We start from the raw sequence: 20,466 nt of genomic DNA, 5'->3' as shown, positions 1-20,466 counted from the left end.
CTGCAGGTCAAGGGCCGCGATGTGGGAGGAGGTCCAGGTCGCCCGGCGTGCCCTGAATTATTCGTGACCGTGCTGTAATAGGGCGCAGCGCCCAAAGTAATCGCCTTGGTAGTGGTGATCGCCGACGGTGCCGAGATGAGACGCGGGGTCTCGTCTGGTTCGTCGACGCTCTAGGGGTTTTGCACGTATGAGTTCACGGTCGTCCAAGGAATCGCCCTCTACACGGACGGACGGAACCCGGGAGAAGCGGACGCCACGAACACGCAAGTCCCGTCGAGCGCGCGCGACACTTCTTCCTGCACTGCTCGCCACGGCAGTCGAGCGCGATCCGTCGGCAGTTGCCCTGGTCGACGGCGATCGCACGGTGACCTACGCAGAACTCGATACTCGCTCGTCGACACTCGCACGGGCGTTGATCGCCGACGGCGCGGGTCCCGAATCGATCGTGGCCGTTGCGCTCACCCGCTCGCTCGAATCGATCACCGCCATCTGGGCCGTGATCAAGTCAGGGGCGGCGTTCCTCCCCGTCGACCCGTCGTATCCCGCCGAACGGATCCGGCACTTGCTGACGGACTCGGGTGCCTCGCTGGGCGTGACGGTCGGTATCCACCGCGACGTGCTGCCGTCGTCGTGCACATGGTCGGTCCTGGACGACGACGCCTTCGTGCGTCGTCTCGAGCAGTACTCGGGCGACCCGGTGTCGACGGCGGACAAGACCGGCACGCTGCGCGCGACGAACCCGGCCTACGTCATCTACACGTCCGGCTCGACGGGCACACCGAAGGGCGTCGTCGTGTCTCACGCGGGACTCGCCGATCTGTGCGGTCATTCCGTGCGGACGCTCGGTGTCACCGCCGAATCTCGCACCCTGCACTTCACGTCGCCGAGCTTCGACGTCTCGATCTTCGACTACCTGATCGCGATCGGATCCGGGGCGACGATGGTGATCGCGCCCCCGGACAACTACGGCGGTGCCGAACTGAAGGACCTGCTGAAGCGAGAGCGCGTCACGCACGGCTTCAGCACTCCCGCCGCACTGACGTCGATAGACGGTGACGGGTTGCCCGATCTCCAGGCCCTCGTCGTCGGCGGTGAGGCGTTCGGTGCCGACCTCGTCGCCCGGTGGGCGCCAGGTCGGGCCGTGTTCAACGGGTACGGACCGACCGAGGCCACCATCTTCGCGACCATGTCGTCGGCCTTGGTCGTCGGCGAGCGCATTCCTCTCGGCGACCCCGTCGACGGCATGCGTGCGTACGTGCTCGACACCCGTCTGTCGCCCGTTCCACCGGGTGTCGCGGGCGAGCTGTATCTGGCAGGCGGCGGTGTCGCGCGTGGGTATCACGGGCGCCTGGCTCTGACGTCGGAGCGTTTCGTCGCAGATCCGCACGACCCCGCAGGTGGCCGGATGTACCGTACCGGCGACGTGGTGCGCCGGGACGCGTCGGGCGCCCTGGAATACATGGGACGCAACGACTTCCAGGTCAAGATCCGCGGCTTCCGCATCGAGCTGGGTGAGATCGACGCAGCGCTTGCCACGCACCCCGACGTCGAATTCGCGTTGACGGTGGGCAGTGACGCAGGGGCAGGGGGCACCGCGCTGGTGTCGTATGCGCTTGTGGCAGAGGGCTCTTCGGCGGACAGCGCGGCACTGCTCGCCTGGCTGCGGGAGTCGCTGCCGAAGCACATGGTGCCGTCGGCGATGATGCTGATCGACCACGTTCCGCTGACCGGTGCCGGCAAGGTGGACCGCTCGAAGTTGCCCGCCCCCGCGTTCGAATCACGCGAGTATCGCGCGCCGTCGACACCGACCGAGGATGCCGTCGCCGCCGTGTTCGGCGAGTTGCTCTCGCGCGACACCGTCGGCGCCGACGACGACTTCTTCGAGCTCGGAGGAAACTCCCTCATCGGCACGCAGGTGGCCGCGCGCGTCGGAGCGCGTCTGCACAAGCGTGTGCCGGCGCGCCTCCTGTTCGACGCGCCGTCGGTGTCGGCACTGGCTGCCGCGATCGACAATCAGGCGGACGTGGGCCAACGCGTGGAACTCGGTGCGCGGGAGCGGCCCGAACGCATTCCGCTGTCGCTCGCGCAGCAGCGCATGTGGTTCCTCAATCGCTTCGACCCGACGTCGTCGGCCTACAACATCCCTGTCGCCGTGCGGCTTTCGGGTGCACTCGACACCGATGCGCTCACTGCAGCCGTGACCGACGTCGTCGAGCGCCACGAAACGCTCCGGACCATCTATCCCAGCGACGAGCAAGGGCCGCATCAGGTCGTGCTGACCGCGACGGACGCGTCGGTCGCTCTGGAACGCCGTCGTACCACCGAGAGCGACGTCACCGCCGACGTGCTCGCGAGCATCGACACCGCGTTCGACGTGGAAACCGAGGTGCCGCTGCGTATCTCATTGTTCGCGCTGTCCGAGACCGAACACGTCCTCGTCGTCGTCGTCCACCACATCGCTGCCGACGGTTCCTCTGTCGTACCGCTCACGCGAGACGTGATGATCGCGTACTCGGCGCGGACGCAGGGGACCGCACCGCAGTGGACGCCACTGGATGTCCAGTACGTGGATTACACGTTGTGGCAGCGCGATACGCTGGGCGACGCCGAGGATCCGACGTCGACGGCTTACACGCAGATCGAGTTCTGGAAGTCCGAGTTGGCCGGCATACCCGATCAGCTCGACCTACCGTTCGACCGGCCTCGCCCGCCCGTCCAATCTCTTGCAGGCGGCGAGATTCCGTTGGAGTTGGACGCCGACCTGCACGCAGCCTTGACCGAGACAGCGCGCGCATCGAACGCGTCGCTGTTCATGATCATGCACGCGGCGTGGGCGGTGACGCTGTCGCGCCTGTCTCAGTGCGGTGACATCGCCGTCGGTTCCCCGATCGCGGGACGCGGCGAAGCGCAACTGGACGACCTGATCGGAATGTTCGCCAACACCATCGTGTTTCGAACACACGTCCGCTGGGGCGACAAGTTCGAGACTTTTCTTCGCTCGGTCCGCGACACCGACCTCGAGGCGTTCGCGCACGCCGACGTTCCGTTCGAAACACTCGTCGACGCTCTCGAGACCGTCCGCAGCACCGCACGCCACTCGCTGTTCCAGGTCGGGTTGTCGTTCCAGAACATCGCTCGCACCGCACTGGAGCTTCCCGACCTGACCGTCACCGGTCTCGATGCCGACGGAGGAGTCTCGAAGTTCGACCTGCATCTGGTCGTGTCCGACACCTACGAACCCGACGACGCACCAGCGGGTATGGCCGTCGTTCTCACGTACGCGTCGGCACTCTTCGACCGCTCGACGGCGGCCGCGACGCTCGACCGCTACGTGCGCGTTCTACGAACGATCGTCGCCGACCCGCGCATCGTGATCGGAGACATCGATCTTCTCGACGCGGCCGAGCGCAGTCTCGCGTTGGAGGCACGCAACGACACTGCCTCGCCGGTGGATTCGTCGGCGACTCTGGTCTCGCTGTTCGACGCGGCCGTCGCTGCCGGACCCGAGAGGACGGCCGTCGTCTTCGGTGACGAGCGGTGGACGTACCGCAGGTTCGACGCGCAGGTGAATCGACTTGCACGGCATCTGATCTCGCTCGGTATCGGCCCGGAAGCCTCGGTCGCGCTTGCCTTCCCGCGGTCCGTCGATCTGCTCGTGGCCATGTACGCCGTCGTCAAGGCAGGCGCGGCGTACGTGCCGGTGGACCCTGCGCAACCTGCGTCACGCACCGATCACATCCTGCGGACCGCGGACGTGGCTGCAGTGCTGACGTCGTCGGCCACCGAATTCACCACCGAGGTGCTTTGCCCGGTAGTGGCGGTGGACGGGCTCGACCTCGATCGTCGTGCGAACACGACGATCACCGACGTCGATCGCCTGTCTCCGCTGCGGCCGTCGAACACGGCGTACGTCATCTTCACCTCCGGTTCCACGGGCAGGCCGAAAGGTGTTGCGGTCGAGCATCGTTCGGTGGTCAATCAGCTGCAGTGGCTGCGCCACGAGTACCAGCTGAGTGCGTCGGATGCGGCTGTACTGAAGACGCCGGTGACGTTCGACCTGTCGGTGTGGGAGCTGTGGTCGATGCTCACCGTGGGTGGTCGCCTCGTCGTCGCCGAACCGGAACGCCACCGCGAGCCCGAATACTTGAATGCGCTGATGGCGGCCGAATCCGTCACCACCCTTCACGTCGTCCCGTCGATGCTGGCGGCGCTGGTCGCCGGCGAGGCAGACGGGTTGCCGTCGACTGTGCAGCGCGCCCTGGTGATCGGCGAGGCGTTCCCGCCGCGGACCGCGTCGGCCGCCGCACGGGGACACGATCTTCGTCTCGACAATCTGTACGGCCCGACCGAAGCGGCCGTATCGGTGACGCGGCACACCGTCACGGAACCGTCGGAGGAGATCGGATCCATCCCGATCGGTCTGCCGGAATGGAACACACAGGTATTCGTGCTGGACGCTCGGTTGTCGCCGGTGCCCGACGGTGTCGTCGGCGAGTTGTACCTCGCGGGCGTGCAGCTGGCGCGTGGCTATCGAGGACGCGGTGACCTGACGGCGGAGCGGTTCGTCGCGAATCCCTACAGTGCCGACGGCTCCAGGATGTACCGCACAGGCGACCTCGTGCGGTGGGTGGCAGGCGAACTCGATTACGTCGGCCGCGTCGACCATCAGGTGAAAGTTCGGGGTTTCCGTATCGAACTGGGCGACATCGAGGCCGCGCTGCGTGCTGTGGACGGCATCGGCGATGTCGTCGTCGTGGATCACGTCGATCGACACATGGGCACCACGCTCGTCGGGTACGTCGTCGGAGACGTCGAACCGGCATCGGTGAAGAAGGCTCTGTCGCAGGAACTCCCGTCGTACATGGTCCCCTCGTCGATCGTGGTGCTGGACACGATTCCGCTGACGGTCAACGGCAAGGTCGATCGTGCGGCCCTTCCCGCCCCGGTCTTCGAGACCACCGCTTATCGAGCGCCGACGACGCCCGTCGAGGAAACTGTCGCCGCCATCATCGGAGATGTCCTCGGTACCGATCGGGTGGGGGCGGACGACGACTTCTTCGCGCTCGGCGGCAACTCTCTGCTCGCGACTCAGGTCGTCGCCCGCCTCGGTGCTGCTCTCGACACGCAGGTGCCCGTCCGGGCGATCTTCGAGGACCCGACGGTGGCCGCTCTGGCCGCTCGGGTCGAGGAACACGCAGGAAGTGGAGCGGCGATCCCGCTGGTGCCTGCGGATCGTCCCGACGTCGTTCCGCTGTCGCTCGCTCAGCGGCGCATGTGGTTCCTGAACCGCCTGAACCCGGAGTCGACGACGGAGAACATCCCGGTCGCGGTCCGGTTGAGCGGATCCCTCGATCTCGAGGCGTTGGCCGCTGCGGTGCACGACGTCATCACTCGGCACGAAGTACTGCGCACGGTTTACCCCGAGATCGACGGAGTCGGAACCCAATCGGTTCTCGGCGCCGACGAGGTCCACGTGGACCTCGAGCCGCGTCGGATCGCCGAGGATGCTCTGGCGTCCGAGGTCGTAGCCGTCGTCGGAGCAGCGTTCGACGTGCAATCGCAGGTCCCGCTGCGCACCCGCGTCCTCCGCGTGGCCGACGACGAGCACGTTCTCGTCCTCGTCACCCATCACATCGCCGCGGACGGTTCGTCGATGGCACCTCTCGCCCGCGACGTCATGATTGCCTACGCGGCGCGCGCCGAGGGTGCCGCGCCGACATGGCCGCCTCTGCCCGTGCAGTATGCCGACTTCGCGTTGTGGCAACACCGCGTACTCGGCGACTCGAACGACCCGGAATCCGTCGGTGCCGTCCAGGAACGGTTCTGGCGTGACGAGCTGCACGGGCTGCCGGAACAGCTCGAACTGCCGACCGACCGGCCACGTCCCCGCACCGCGTCGGGTCTCGGCGCGTCGGTCACCGTGGACGTCGCGTCCGAGTTGCACACGCGCATAAGACGCTTCGCGCGCGAGCACCGTGCGACGCCGTTCATGGTCGTTCACGGCGCACTGGCCGTGCTGCTGTCGAGGCTGTCCGCGACCGCCGACATCGCAATCGGAACGCCGACCGCAGGACGTGGCGACGCCGCACTCGACGATCTCGTGGGCATGTTCGTCAATACACTGGTCCTCCGGACACCCATCGACCCCGCAGCATCGTTCGATTCCGTGCTCGCCGATGTCGCGCGCATCGACCTCGCTGCCTTCGGCCACGCAGACGTGCCCTTCGAGCGAGTGGTGGAGGTCGTCGATCCGCCGCGATCGCAGGGCAGGCACCCGCTCGTCCAGGTGCTTCTCGCGTTCCAGAACACCCCGCGCACGACGTTCGAACTGCCCGGTCTGACCGTGTCCGCCGTCGACATCGGCACGACGACCGCCAAGATGGACCTGCAGGTCACCGTCGTCGAACAATTTTCGGCCGACGGTTCGAACAACGGGTACAGCATCGCATTCACGTACGCGACGGACCTGTTCGACGAGAGTACCGTCGCCGGATTCGCTGCCGGGCTCGTTCGTGTTCTCGAGGCCGTGACGTCGGGTTCGGACGCCTCGGTGGGGGACATCGATCTGCTGGATTCGAGTGAGCAGCAGCGAATCCTGTTGTCTTGGAACGATACCGCACGTGTGCTGGATGCGGGTGCGACGGTGTTGGATGCGTTCGATGCGCAGGTGGCGGCACGTCCGGATGCGACTGCGGTGGTGTTCGAGGGGACAGCTCTGTCGTTCGCCGAGTTCGATGCGCGCGTGAATCGTCTTGCGCGTTACCTGATTTCGGTGGGGGTGGGTCCGGAGCGGACGGTCGCGGTGGCGATGCGTCGCTCGACCTCGATGCTGGTGGCGCTGTATGCGGTGTTGCGGTCGGGTGCGGCGTATGTTCCGGTGGATCCGGACCAGCCTGCGGAGCGCAACAAGTACATTCTCGATACGGCCGGTGTGTCGGTGGTGTTGTCGACGTCGCGGGACGAGGTGGCGTTCGAGCATGTTGCGGTGGATCGACTCCCGCTCGAGGGGTTCTCGGCTGGGCCGGTGACGGATGTGGATCGGGTTCGGCCGTTGCGTGCGTCGAATGCGGCGTATGTGCTGTTCACCTCGGGCTCGACGGGTCGGCCGAAGGGTGTGGCGGTGTCGCATGCGGCTGTGGTCAACCAGGTGTCGTGGTTGGTCGCCGAGTACGGCCTGGGTTCCGATGATGTGGTGTTGCAGAAGACTCCGTTCACGTTCGATGTGTCGGTGTGGGAGTTGTTCGGCACGTTGGCTGCCGGCGGCACGCTCGTCGTCGCCGAGCCGGACGGTCATCGTGATCCGGAGTATCTGGGGTCGGTGATCGAGTCGGAGGGTGTGACGGCGACGTCGTTCGTTCCGTCGATGCTGTCGGTGTTCCTTGCTCAGGTCGATTCGTCACGGCTGCAGTCGCTTCGGCATGTGTTGGTGGCGGGTGAGGCGTTCCCTGCTGCTGTCGCCGATGCGGTGCGGATGGCGTTGCCTGCTGCAGGTGTGCACAACTTGTACGGTCCGACGGAGTTCGCCGTGCATGCGACGGCCTATACGCTCCGCGCCGGCGATGTGGTGCCCTCGGGTGTTCCGATGGGTCGACCTGTGTGGAATTGTGCTGTGTACGTTCTGGATTCGCGGTTGCATCCGGTGCCGGTGGGTGTGGTGGGTGAGTTGTACCTGAGCGGTGTTCAGTTGGCTCGGGGGTATTTCGGTCGTGCGGATCTGACGGCGGATCGGTTCGTGGCGAGTCCGGTGGGGAACGGGGAACGTCTCTATCGCACGGGTGATCTGGTGCGCTGGACCGCCGATGGGGTACTGGCATACGTCGGTCGCTCCGATTTTCAGGTGAAGTTGCGTGGTCAGCGGATCGAGTTGGGTGAGATCGACGCGGCTCTGGACCGGCTGCCGTCGGTCGCTCGGGCGACGGTCGCGGTGCGCTCGGATCGCTTGGTTGCCTACGTTGTCCCGGCCGGCGAGGCGATCGACGTCGATGTGGTGAAAGCGTCTGTGGCCGAGGTGTTGCCGTCGTACATGGTGCCGTCGGTGTTCGTGGTGCTCGACGAGTTGCCGGTGGGTGCGTCGGGCAAGTTGGATCGGAAGGCGTTGCCGGAGCCGGTGTTCGAGGTGCGTGAGTTCCGAGCTCCGCAGACGCCCGTTGAGGAGATCGTCGCTGACGTTTTCGCGGACTTGTTGGGTGCCCCGCGCGTCGGAGTGGACGACGACTTCTTCGAACTCGGCGGTAACTCGCTGATCGCGACACAGGCACTGTCACGTATCGGTGCTGCGCTGGGACGACGAATCCCCGTCCGTGTCATGTTCGAAGCGTCATCGGTGGAGGCGCTGGCTGCGCGTGCCGAAACACTGGCGGGGGACGAGCGTGCACCGCTGGTATCGCGTCCGACGCCCGCGCGCGTGCCGTTGTCGCTCGCCCAGCAACGTATGTGGTTCCTGAACCGTCTCGACCCGGACTCTGCGACGGACAACATCCCGGTGGCTGTGCGCCTGCGCGGTGACCTCGACGTCGCTGCGTTGCGTGTCGCGGTGACCGATGTGCTTGCGCGTCACGACATTCTGCGTACCGTGTATCCCGACGTCGACGGAGTCGGCTATCAGCACGTGCTCTCCGTCGCCGACGTGGAGGTCGATCTCGAGCCGCGTGGCGTCACCGAAGACGACGTTCTCGGCTCGGCGTTCGAGCTGTTCGCGCGCGGATTCGACGTGACGACGGAGCCGCCCGTGCGTACGCGGCTGCTACGGGTCGAAGACGACGACCATGTGCTACTCGTGGTCGTACATCACATTGCGGCGGACGGTTTCTCGGTCGGGCCGTTGACCCGGGACATCATGATCGCCTATTCGGCGCGGGTGAACGGAGGCGTTCCTGCGTGGACTCCGCTACCGGTGCAGTACGCCGATTACACGCTGTGGCAGCGGGACGTGCTGGGGTCCGAGGACGATGCACGCTCACTGCTGTCGCGCCAGCAGAGGTACTGGGTCGACCAGCTGGCCGATCTGCCCGAACAACTCGACATTCCCACCAGCCGACCGCGGCCGCGCGCCGCGTCGGGACTGGGTGCGATGCACACGTTCTCGATCGGTGCCGATCTGCGCGCCGGCATCGACACGATCGCGGGTGACCAGAGAGCTACGCCGTTCATGGTCGTGCACGCAGCGTTGGCCGTGGTGCTGTCCCGGTTGGCAGGCACGTCCGACGTCGCGATCGGTACACCGGTCGCGGGACGCGGTGACGTGGCCCTCGACGACCTGATCGGAATGTTCGTCAACACGCTTGTGCTGCGCTCACGGGTGGACGCGGGATCGCGTTTCACCGACATCCTCGCCGCAGTGCGAAACAGCGACATCGAAGCATTCGAGCACGCGGATATTCCGTTCGAGCGTCTCGTCGAGGTGCTCGATCCGCCTCGCTCGCAGGGTCGGCATCCGCTGGTGCAGGTGCTTCTCGCGTTCCAGAACATCGGCGCAGGCACGTTCGAGCTGCCCGGATTGACCATCAGCGGAGTCGAATTCGACGCCACCGTGGCCAAAATGGATCTGCAGCTGACCGTGTCGGACAGCGTGAATGCCGGCGGCGCGTCGGCGTATCGCGTCGACGTCACCTACGCCACCGATCTGTTCGACGCCTCCGCGATCGAAGACCTGGGTACGCGTCTACTGTCGGTGCTGGGTGCAATCACCACGGATGCGGACGTCGTCGTCGGTGACATCGACCTGGTCGACGAAGCCGAGCGCGGAACGTTGCTGGCTTCGTCCGTCGGTGCGGTGGTCGACATCGATTCGGACGCATCAGTTCTCGATGCGTTCGCTCGGCGGGTGGCGGAGCGACCGGACGCGGTGGCCGTGCGGTTCGGTGACTCGTCGTGGACGTATGCCGAATTCGACGCGCGAGTGACGGCGATCGCGTCGGGATTGCGTGCTGCGGGTGTCGAGGTCGGCAGCACGGTGGCCGTGGCGATGCGGCGGTCGAACGACATGCTGGCTGCACTGTACGGCGTGATTCGTGCGGGTGCGGCCTACGTGCCGATCGATCCGGATCATCCGGTGGAGCGCAGGGAATACATTCTCGATTTGGTGCGCCCGAATCTGGTGTTGACAGAAGAGGTGCTGGGGAGCCTCGCCTCCGGCAGTGCGGCGCTGCCGCTCCCGAACCGCGACGATGCAGCGTACGTGATCTTCACGTCGGGCTCGACGGGTCGGCCGAAGGGTGTGACGGTGTCGCATGCGGCTGTGGTCAACCAGGTGTCGTGGCTGGTCGCTGAGTACGGTCTCGGCGTCGATGATGTGGTGTTGCAGAAGACTCCGTTCACGTTCGATGTGTCGGTGTGGGAGTTGTTCGGCACGTTGGCTGCCGGCGGCACGCTCGTCGTCGCCGAGCCGGACGGGCATCGGGATCCGCAGTACCTGGGGTCGGTGATCGAGTCGGAGGGTGTGACGGCGACGTCGTTCGTTCCGTCGATGCTCGCGGCATTCGCATCCCAGGTGTCGCCCGAGGCGGTTCGCTCGCTGCGACACGTGTTGGTGGCAGGTGAGGCGTTCGGATCGTCGGTCGCGAACGCTGCTCGGCAGGTGATGCCGTCGGCGCAGCTGCACAATTTGTACGGGCCTACCGAGTTCACGGTGCACGCCACCGCCTACTCGCTCGACGGAAACGCCACTGCTTCCGATGTTCCGATCGGTACGGCTGTGTCGAATTCGGCTGCGTACGTCTTGGATTCGCGACTACATCTCGCACCGGTCGGCGTCGTCGGTGAGCTGTACCTCGCGGGTATGCAGTTGGCGCAGGGCTATTTCGGTCGCGCGGATCTGACGGCGGATCGGTTCGTGGCGAGTCCGTTCAGCGCTGGGGAGCGTATGTATCGCACGGGAGACCTCGTGCGGTGGGATGCGTCAGGCCGGCTCCTGTACGTGGGCCGCTCGGACTTCCAGGTGAAGTTGCGCGGTCAGCGGATCGAGTTGGGTGAGATCGAAGCGGCTGTTGCGCAGTGTGGTTCGGTGTCGCGTGCGGTGGTGGAGGTTCGTCAGGATCGTTTGGTGGCGTACGTCGTCCCGGCTGCCGAGATAATCGACGTCGATGTGGTGAAAGCGTCTGTGGCCGAGGTGTTGCCGTCGTACATGGTGCCGTCGGTGTTCGTGGTGCTCGACGAGTTGCCGGTGGGTGCGTCGGGCAAGTTGGATCGGAGGGCGTTGCCGGAGCCGGTGTTCGAGGTGCGTGAGTTCCGAGCTCCGCAGACGCCCGTTGAGGAGATCGTCGCTGACGTTTTCGCGGACTTGTTGGGTGCCCCGCGCGTCGGAGTGGACGACGACTTCTTCGAACTCGGCGGCAACTCGCTGATCGCGACACAGGTCGTTGCCCGCCTGGGTGCGGCGTTGGACACCAGGGTTCCGGTTCGAATGCTGTTCGACGCTTCCTCGGTCGGTGACCTCGCTGCACGGGTCGAGTCGTCGGTCGGTGCCGGCGGGCGACAGCAATTGGTGGCACGTGAGCGTCCAGAGCACGTGCTGCTCTCCCTCGCGCAGCAGCGCATGTGGTTCCTCAACCGGCTCGATCCGCAATCGGCCGTCTACAACGTGCCCATGGCTGTTCGTCTCGTCGGTGAAATGAACGTCGATGCGTTGAAGGGTGCCGTACTCGATGTCGTGGGCCGGCACGAGGCGCTGCGGACGTACTATCCGACGGTCGACGGAACTCCTGTCCAGCGCGTCGTCTCGGTGGACGAAGTCGCGTTGGACCTGAATCCGATCGCGGTGTCCGAAACGGGTCTTCTCGAGGTCGTCTCGGACACAGTCGGTAGGGGATTCGACGTCGCGTCGGCCGTCCCACTCCGTGCGGCGCTGATCGAGGTGGGGCGAAACGACCGGGTTCTCGTCGTGGTCGTTCATCACATTTCCGCAGACGGATCGTCGATCGCGCCGTTGGCGCGTGATGTCATGACGGCGTACGCCGCACGCAGCATCGGCCAGGAACCCGACTGGGTTCCCCTGCCGATTCAGTACGCGGATTACGCCCTGTGGCAGCGAGACATTCTCGGCGAGCTCGATGACCCCGCCTCGATCGCGCGTCGGCAATTGGACTATTGGCGCGGACGACTCGCCGATTCACCCGAGGTGCTCGATCTGCCGACCGACCGGCCGCGTCCCGCCGTTCAGTCCTTGGCAGGTGCGTCCGCGACATTCGAGATCGACCGCTCGGTACATGTGGCGCTCGATGCACTTGCCCGGCGTTGTGGGGCAACGCGTTTCATGGTTGTGCACGCTGTCCTCGCTGCACTGCTGGCGCGTTGGGCAGGTTCGTCCGACATCAGCATCGGCACACCCGTTGCCGGTCGTGGGGACGCGGCCCTCGACGATCTGATCGGTATGTTCGTCAACACGCTCGTCCTGCGCACACAGGTCGACTCCGCGGCCTCCTTCGACGAGTTGGTGGAATCGGTGCGGCGCACCGATATCGAGGCCTTCGGCCATGCAGACCTGCCATTCGAGTGGCTGGTCGACGAACTGTCGCCGGCGCGTTCGACCGCGCATTCGCCGCTGTTCCAAGTCCTTCTGGTGTTCCAGAACTTCGCGCGAGAACATTTCGAACTGGGCGGCCTGGCAGTATCGGGTGTCGACGCCGACACTCGTACAGCGAAATACGACCTTCAGTTCAGCTTCGTCGAAAAATTCGACTCGGCGGGGTCCGTCGACGGGGTCGCCGTATCGATCATGTACGCGACTGCATTGTTCGACGACACCACCATCGACGCGGTCGGACGCCGGTTCGTACGAATGCTGACCGCGGCCGTGTCGACTCCGAACATGGTGGTCGGCGACATCGACGTTCTGGATTCCGTCGAACGCTGCGACATCGTCGACCGATGGAATGCGACGGACCAGTGGATCGATCCTGCGACCCACCTGGTCGAGTTGTTCGACCGACAGGTTCGACGCACCCCGGACGCAGTTGCGGTGGTCGAGGGGGACCGGTCCTGGACCTACTCGGAATTCGACGCTGTCGTCAACAGTACTGCGCGGCAGTTGATGTCGATGGGCGCCCAGCCCGAGGTGACCGTCGCCGTGGCCATGGCGCGGTCGTTCGATGCGCTCGTGGCCGTGTACGCGGTGATGAAGGCCGGCGCTGCGTATGTTCCGGTGGATCCGGAACAGCCGATGGAGCGCAACGAGCGGATCATCTCCGTTGCCGACCCGGCGATCGTCCTGACCAGACGGTGTGACGACTTCATTCCATCCGATGACGGCCCTCGCGCGACCTACTTCGAAGACTTGGACTGCTCGTCGCAGCCGAATTCGACGGTGACGGACATGGACAGGGCTCGGCCTCTTCGTGCGACGGACGCGGCCTACTTGATCTTCACGTCAGGTTCGACCGGATTGCCGAAGGGTATGGAAATCACCCATGCCGCCACGGTGAACCAGTTGTCCTGGGCTCAGGCGCACTATCCCCTCGACGAGACCGATGTGGTGCTGCACAAGACACCCACGACGTTCGACATCTCGGTGTGGGAGATGTTCTGGACGTTGCACACCGGCGCACGCATCGTCGTCGCCGAACCTGGTGGGCATCGTGATCCCGAGTACCTACGCGAGGTGATTAAACGGTGTGGCGTCACGACGATCCACTTCGTTCCGTCCATGCTGGTCGCGTACAGCCACGCCGCGGGTGCGCTCGGGTCTTCGATTCGACGTGTTTTCGTGGCGGGCGAGGCGCTGACGCCGTCGACCATCGAGCTGTTCCGTGCGAACAACGATGCAGATCTGCACAATTGGTACGGACCCGCCGAGGTTCAGGTCGTCACGGCATCCCGAGCAGACAACACAGATGGCCCCGTGTCCATCGGTGCGCCGGTGTGGAACACGAAACTGCGAGTTCTCGACGCTCGTCTGCAGCCTGTGCCCGTCGGCGTGTCGGGTGAGCTGTACGTGTCGGGTATGCAGTTGGCGCGCGGATACCGACGTCGGCCCGGATTGACGGCAGATCGATTCGTCGCTGATCCGTTCGGTGCCGGATCGCGCATGTATCGTACCGGTGACCTCGTGCAGTGGACACGCGACGGCGAGCTGATCTACAAGGGCCGCACCGACTTCCAGGTCAAATTGCGTGGCCAACGGATAGAACCGGGGGAGATCGAAGCGGTGCTCACGCGCCACCCCGACATCGAATCCGCCGCGGTCGTTCTGCATCGCGACGCCACACTCGGTGACCGTTTGGTCGCCTACGTTGCGTCGTCCACCGACATCTCGCCGGCCGATGTGACGACGTTCGTGTCCGAGGCCGTGCCGTCGTACATGGTGCCGTCGGCGGTCATCGTGATGGACGTTCTGCCGCTGGGCGCGACCGGGAAGATCGACCGCAAGGCATTACCCGAACCGGAGTTCGCTGCAACCGAATACAGGGCGCCGGTCACCGACACCGAACTCGCCGTGGCCGACATCTTCGGCGCAGTGATCGGTTCGGAGAAGATCGGACTGGACGACGACTTCTTCGCGCTCGGCGGAAACTCGCTGATCGCAACGCAGGTCGTCGCCCGGGCGTCGGAGCGCTTCGACCGACAGGTCCCGCTTCGGTTGCTGTTCGAGGCGTCGACGGTCGGCAGTTTCGCGGCCAAGGTCGAGACGTTGGTGGATTCCTGCCGCCGATCGGCGCCAGTTCCGCGGAGTCGCCCGGATCGGATCCCGTTGTCCCTTGCCCAGCAGCGGCTGTGGGTCCTGAACCGTCTGTATCCCGGCTCCGGAGTCCGTAACATTCCGGTGGCAGTTCGGCTGTCCGGACCGTTGAACGAGGACGCCCTCCGAGCGTCCGTTCGCGACTTGTTGGCGCGGCACGAGTCCTTGCGCACCATGTATCCCGAGGCGGACGGTGTTGGGTATCAGTTGATTTGCGACGTGGACGATGTCGTCCTCGACCTCACGCCGGCCGTAGTCGACGAAGCGAACCTTCGAGCTACCGTGGAGGACATCGCAACTCGCGGCTTCGACGTCTCGTCCGAGGTACCGCTCCGGACCGGACTGCTCCGAATCGCCGACGACGACCACGTGCTGGTGTTCGTCGCGCATCACATCGCGGCGGATGGATTCTCGATGCGCCCGCTCACTGCAGATGTCATGGTGTCGTACGCCGCGAGGTCGGAAGGTCGGTCGCCCGACCGTCCACCGCTCGCGGTCCAGTACGCCGACTACACACTGTGGCAGCGAGACGTCCTCGGCGTTCCGGAAGATCCGCAGTCGCTTGCGGCGCGACAACTGGACTACTGGCGGAAACAGCTGGACGGTTTGTCGGAGGGGATCGATCTCCCGTTCGACAGACCGAAATCCGGTCCTGCCAGCTATTCCGGAGCGACCGTGACGTTCGCCGTGTCCTCGAATCTCCGCGCGAGAGCCGAGGCTCTTGCACGCGCGAACAATGCAACGTTGTTCATGGTGTTCCATGCTGCCCTCGCGGTCCTGCTCGGACGATTGGCCGCAACCGAGGATGTTGCGATCAGTTCACCTACAGCAGGCCGAGGCGCCGCCGAGTTGGACGACCTGATCGGAATGTTCGTCAACTCGATGGTTCTCCGGACCCGAGCGACGTCGTCGACGACGTTCGCCGAGATGCTCGCGCACACCCGTGACATCGATCTCGACGCATTTGCGCACTCGGATGTCCCGTTCGAACGCGTTCTCGAGGAAATCGACTCCGAGCGTCGGTGGATCAACGGTGCACGAGTGCCGGTGGCGTTGAGCTTCCAGAACCTGGGATGGGGCACGCTCGAGCTGTCGGGGTTGCGCGTCGACACCGTCGACTTCGACCCGGGATCGGCCAAGTACGACTTGCATTTCGTGGTTCAGGAGGCGACGGACACGGAGGGGCGGCCGGGTCTGATCGGATCGATCACCTACGCAACGGACCTGTTCGACGAGTCGACCGTGCGCGAGATCGGCGAACAGTGGATACGGGTACTGGAGGAAGGTACGTCGGATCCGTCCGTGGCGGTGGGCGACATCGGTCTTGTCAGCGCGACGGAACTCAGCCGCACCATCTCCGAGTGGAACGACACGACGACCGTGGTTCCGTTCGTCCACACGCTGCCCGAGTTGTTGGATCGGCAGGCAACCCGAGCTCCCGACGCCGTTGCGGTGGTCGAGGGGGACGCACTGCTGACCTACGGTGAGTTCGCCGCGACGGTGGCGCGCACAGCGAGATGGTTGATCTCGTGCGGCGTCGGACCCGAGGACCGGGTGGCCGTCGCGATGCACAGGTCCATGGATCTCGTTGTCGCCGTGCATGCGATCACCGTCGCAGGCGGTGCCTACGTGCCGATGGATCCCGATCAGCCATCGCTCAGAACCGAACACGTCGTGGCGACGTCACGTCCGGTCATGGTGCTGTCGGAAATCGACGGCGACACTACAGCTGCCTTCCCGTCCGACCCCGTGACCGACTCCGATCGCATTCGACCGCTGCGTTCCGACAACACCGCGTACGTGATGTTCACATCCGGGTCGACGGGGCGACCGAAGGGCGTCGCGGTATCGCATGCGGCAGTGGTCAACCAAGTGTCCTGGCTCGCTGCCGAATACGGAATCGATGCCGACGACGTCGTGCTGCACAAAACTCCGTTCACGTTCGACGTGTCGGTGTGGGAATTGTTCGGGGCGACCGCAGGTGGTGGCCGTCTCGTGATCGCCGCGCACGACGGTCACCGTGACCCGCAGTATCTCGCGTCGACGATCGAGTCGGAGGGTGTCACGGCGGTATCTTTCGTTCCGTCCATGCTGTCCGTCTTCGCAGCTCAGGTGAATCCGGCCCGGCTGCACTCTCTTCGACACGTGCTGGCAGCCGGTGAGGAGCTGGGACGGGCCGCGGCGCGAACGGCGTCGGCGTCTCTGCCGTCGGCGACGCTGCACAACCTGTACGGTCCGACCGAATGTGCAGTCCATGCGACGGCGTACCGCTACGACCCGAGCGAGCCGTCTCCGACGGGCCCAGGCGAGGGAGTTCCGATCGGAAGTCCTGTCTGGAATTGCGGTGCCTACGTGCTGAATTCACGTCTGCAGCCGTCGCCCGTCGGTGTCGTCGGCGAGTTGTATCTGGCCGGTGTCCAAGTGGCGCGCGGCTACGAGAATCGACCGGACCTGACGGCTGAACGATTCGTCGCGCACCCGTTCCGTACGACAGGGGAACGGTTGTACCGGACCGGTGATCTCGTTCGACGTACTCGGTCGGGACAGCTGGTCTACGTGGCGCGTGTCGACTCCCAAGTGAAGCTGCGCGGCCAGCGCGTCGAACTCGGGGAGATCGAAACGGTTCTGCTGCAGCACGATTCTGTGGGCGGCGCTGCGGTCGATGTCCGCGGCGACCGGCTCGTCGGATACGTGACGCCAGCTGGACCCGGGACCGATGTCGCCAGGGACGCAGTGCGAACGCTGGTGAAGGAGACGCTGCCGAAGCACATGGTTCCCGCCGTCCTGGTCGTGGTCGACGCCATTCCGACGACTGCGACCGGCAAGTTGGACCGGGCGGCCTTGCCCGATCCGGTCACGTCGGTCGCGGAGCGCCGTGCGCCGACCACGCGTGTCGAGGAGGCTGTTGCGACGGTGTTCGCGGACGTCATGAACCTGCCGCAGGTGGGACTCGACGACGACTTCTTCGAACTCGGCGGCAATTCACTGCTCGCGACGAAAGTGGTGTCTCGACTCGGCGACGCACTCGACGCCTCCGTTCCTCTTCGACTGCTGTTCGATGCGTCGTCGGTAGCCGAACTGGCCTCGGCCTTGGACGAATACGTGGGCGACGGTCGGCGACTGCCGTTGATCGGCAGGCCGAGGCCCGGCATGATCCCACTGTCGGTGCAGCAGCAGAGGACGTGGTCGTTGGCGCAATGGATTCCGAAGTCGCCGTATTTCAATATTCCGGTCGCAGTTCGCATCACCGGAGCGATCGACGCGGACGCGTTGGCCGTGGCCGCGCGCGACGTCGTCGAGCGTCACGAATCACTTCGGACCGTGTATCCCGAAGTCGACGATGTTCCCGTGCAGGACATTCTGCCCGCCGAGGCGGTATCACTCGACCTGTCACCGATCGACGTGACGGAGGACGATCTGCCCGACCGCATGGCCGGATTGCTCGCCGTCGGATTCGACACCGGGTGCGAGCCGCCGATCAGAATGACGCTGTTCCGGCTGGGGGCGTCGGAGCACGTGGTTGTCGTCGTGTTCCACCACATCGCGGCAGACGGATCGTCTTTCGGCCCGTTCGCGCGCGACCTCACGCAGGCATATTCCGCTCGGGCTGCGGGGGAGGTACCCGGTTGGGAACCGTTGAAGGTTCAGTACGCGGACTACGCACTGTGGCAACGGGAGAGACTCGGCGAGCTGTCCGACCCGGCGTCGCTCGCCAGTCGTCAGTTGCAGTTCTGGCGTGAGACCCTCGCAGACCAGCCGGATCTGCTGAACGTCGAACTGGACCGTCCTCGTCCGGAGGTACGCACGATGGCGGGAAGCTCGGTGAGTGTTGCGCTGGACCGGGATGTACACGCCGCGATCGATCTGTGTGCGCGAGCGGCGGGAACGACACGCTTCATGGTCGTGCACGCGGCGATGGCTGTGGTACTGGCTCGGTGGTCCGGTAACACCGACGTCACCGTCGGAGCGCCCACTGCAGGCCGCGGTAACGAACTGCTCGACGGGTTGGTCGGAATGTTCGTCAGCACGGTCGTGCTTCGCACCGTCGTCGACACCTCGATGTCGTTCGCGGAGCTGCTCTCCGACGTCCGTAGCCGAGACATAGCGGCGTTCGAGAACACCGACATTCCGTTCGACTGGCTGCTGAACGAACTGCTACCAGCTCGGCCGGTGTCGCAGGTGCCGTTCTTCCAGGTCATGATGGCGTTCCAGAACTACGAGCAGCGGGTGGCCGAACTCGGCGGGGTGACGATGGAGGCGATGGGAACGGACGTCGACACCGCAAAACTGGACCTGCACTTCGTGTTCGTCGAGGCGACCGAACCCGATGGATCGTGCGCCGGCATGTCGATCGAGATCGCGTACGCGACCGAACTGTTCGACGAGTCGACCGTCGTCGCTCTCGGTCATGCTCTTCGCCGGGTACTGACGGCCGCGGTATTCGATCCGACGTCGACAGTGGGAGACTTGCCGATGGAAGAGGCTGTGGGTTCGGTACATCTCACGAACACGGATCGGTAACGGATAACGGAAGTATGTCGATTAGGGGTCGGCAGGTACGGTACGTCCGGATGGACACCCGAGTCGTTCGAGCGAGTGGGAAGCCACGAAGCCGAGCGAGTGAAACCTCACAGAATGGTGGAAGTAGAACTTATGCGTCGAACGAAGCCGCGCACGTTGTCCTCCGTGTTCACACGGATGGCGGTCGTGTCCGTCGCACTGGTGGTGCCCTTCGCGGGCCTTGCAGGGACGGCGTCCGCCGATCCCGTCGTCGACAACGCTGCGCCTCTGGTATCCGCGACGTCTGCCGACGGTTCCAAGGTCACCCGCATCGAGACCAAGAACGACCGAGAGCTGACGATGTACGTCTACTCGGCCGCGATGGACGAGGAGATCCCGCTCGACGTTCTGCGTCCCGGTGACACGAGCGTTCCTCGACCGACGCTCTACATGTTGAACGGAGCTGGTGGCGGCGAGGATTCCGCCACCTGGCGAGCGCGCACGGACGCGTACGAGTTCTTCGGCGACAAGAACATCAACGTCGTCTCGCCGATCGGTGGAAAGTGGAGCTACTACACCGACTGGAAGCAGGCCGACCCCGTCCTCGGTGTCAACAAGTGGAAGACGTTCCTGACCGAGGAGATCCCGCCGTTGGTCGACGCGGCCCTCGGAACCAACGGCGTCAATGCCATCGCCGGACTGTCCTCGTCGGGCACCTCCGTCCTGCAGCTCGCGATCGCCAAGCCAGACCTCTACCGCGGTGTCGCTGCGTACAGTGGCTGCGCGCAGACGTCCGACCCGATCGGCCAGACCTTCGTCAAGCAGGTCGTCGAGCTGTACGGCGGCGGCAGCACCCTCAACATGTACGGGCCGGACAACGACCCGATGTGGGCCGAGAACGATCCGTACGTCAACGCAGAGAAGCTGCGTGGGCTGGATCTGTACATCTCCAACGGCAACGGCTTGCCTGGCATGTACGACAACCTGAACGGCCCGGACATCAACGGCCGAGTGCCCACCCTGGCCAACCAGATCATCGTCGGCGGTGTCATCGAGGCCGCGACCAACTACTGCTCGCACAATCTGCAGAACAAGCTCAACCAGCTCGGTATCCCGGCCACGTACAACTTCCGTGACAGTGGCACGCACTCGTGGGGTTACTGGGATGACGACCTGAAGAACTCGTGGCCCGTGCTCGCGCGCGCGCTCGGAATCTGACGGACACCGCTCGAGAATTTTCACAAATGCCTCCCTCCGAACTGGAGGGAGGCATTTGTTTCAGTAGCCTGGAGTTT

Annotated in this window: 2 protein-coding genes; both read left to right on the top strand. The window is 65.0% G+C overall.

The features are described from left to right. Positions 1–187: 187 nt before the first annotated feature. Entirely contained in the window at positions 188–19,192 is a 19,005-nt protein-coding gene (locus RhoFasB10_RS00240) for a non-ribosomal peptide synthase/polyketide synthase (RefSeq protein ID WP_167674607.1), read from the top strand. A gap of 177 nt (positions 19,193–19,369) precedes the next feature. After that, positions 19,370–20,389: an alpha/beta hydrolase family protein gene (locus RhoFasB10_RS00235; protein WP_167674745.1), complete on the top strand. Its 1,020-nt coding sequence runs from the start codon at positions 19,370–19,372 to the stop codon at positions 20,387–20,389. The last annotated feature ends 77 nt before the right edge of the window (positions 20,390–20,466 follow it).

Source organism: Rhodococcus sp. B10 (genome assembly GCF_011770055.1).
Taxonomy (GTDB): domain Bacteria; phylum Actinomycetota; class Actinomycetes; order Mycobacteriales; family Mycobacteriaceae; genus Rhodococcoides; species Rhodococcoides kyotonensis_B.
The sequence above is the reverse complement of the archived record's forward strand: the minus strand, read 5'-3'. Positions and strand labels throughout refer to the sequence as shown.

Coding starts and splice junctions, on each gene's coding strand:
- RhoFasB10_RS00240 (WP_167674607.1), top strand. CDS start 188: ATGAGTTCACGGTCGTCCAAGGAATCGCCCTCTACACGGACGGACGGA.
- RhoFasB10_RS00235 (WP_167674745.1), top strand. CDS start 19,370: ATGGCGGTCGTGTCCGTCGCACTGGTGGTGCCCTTCGCGGGCCTTGCA.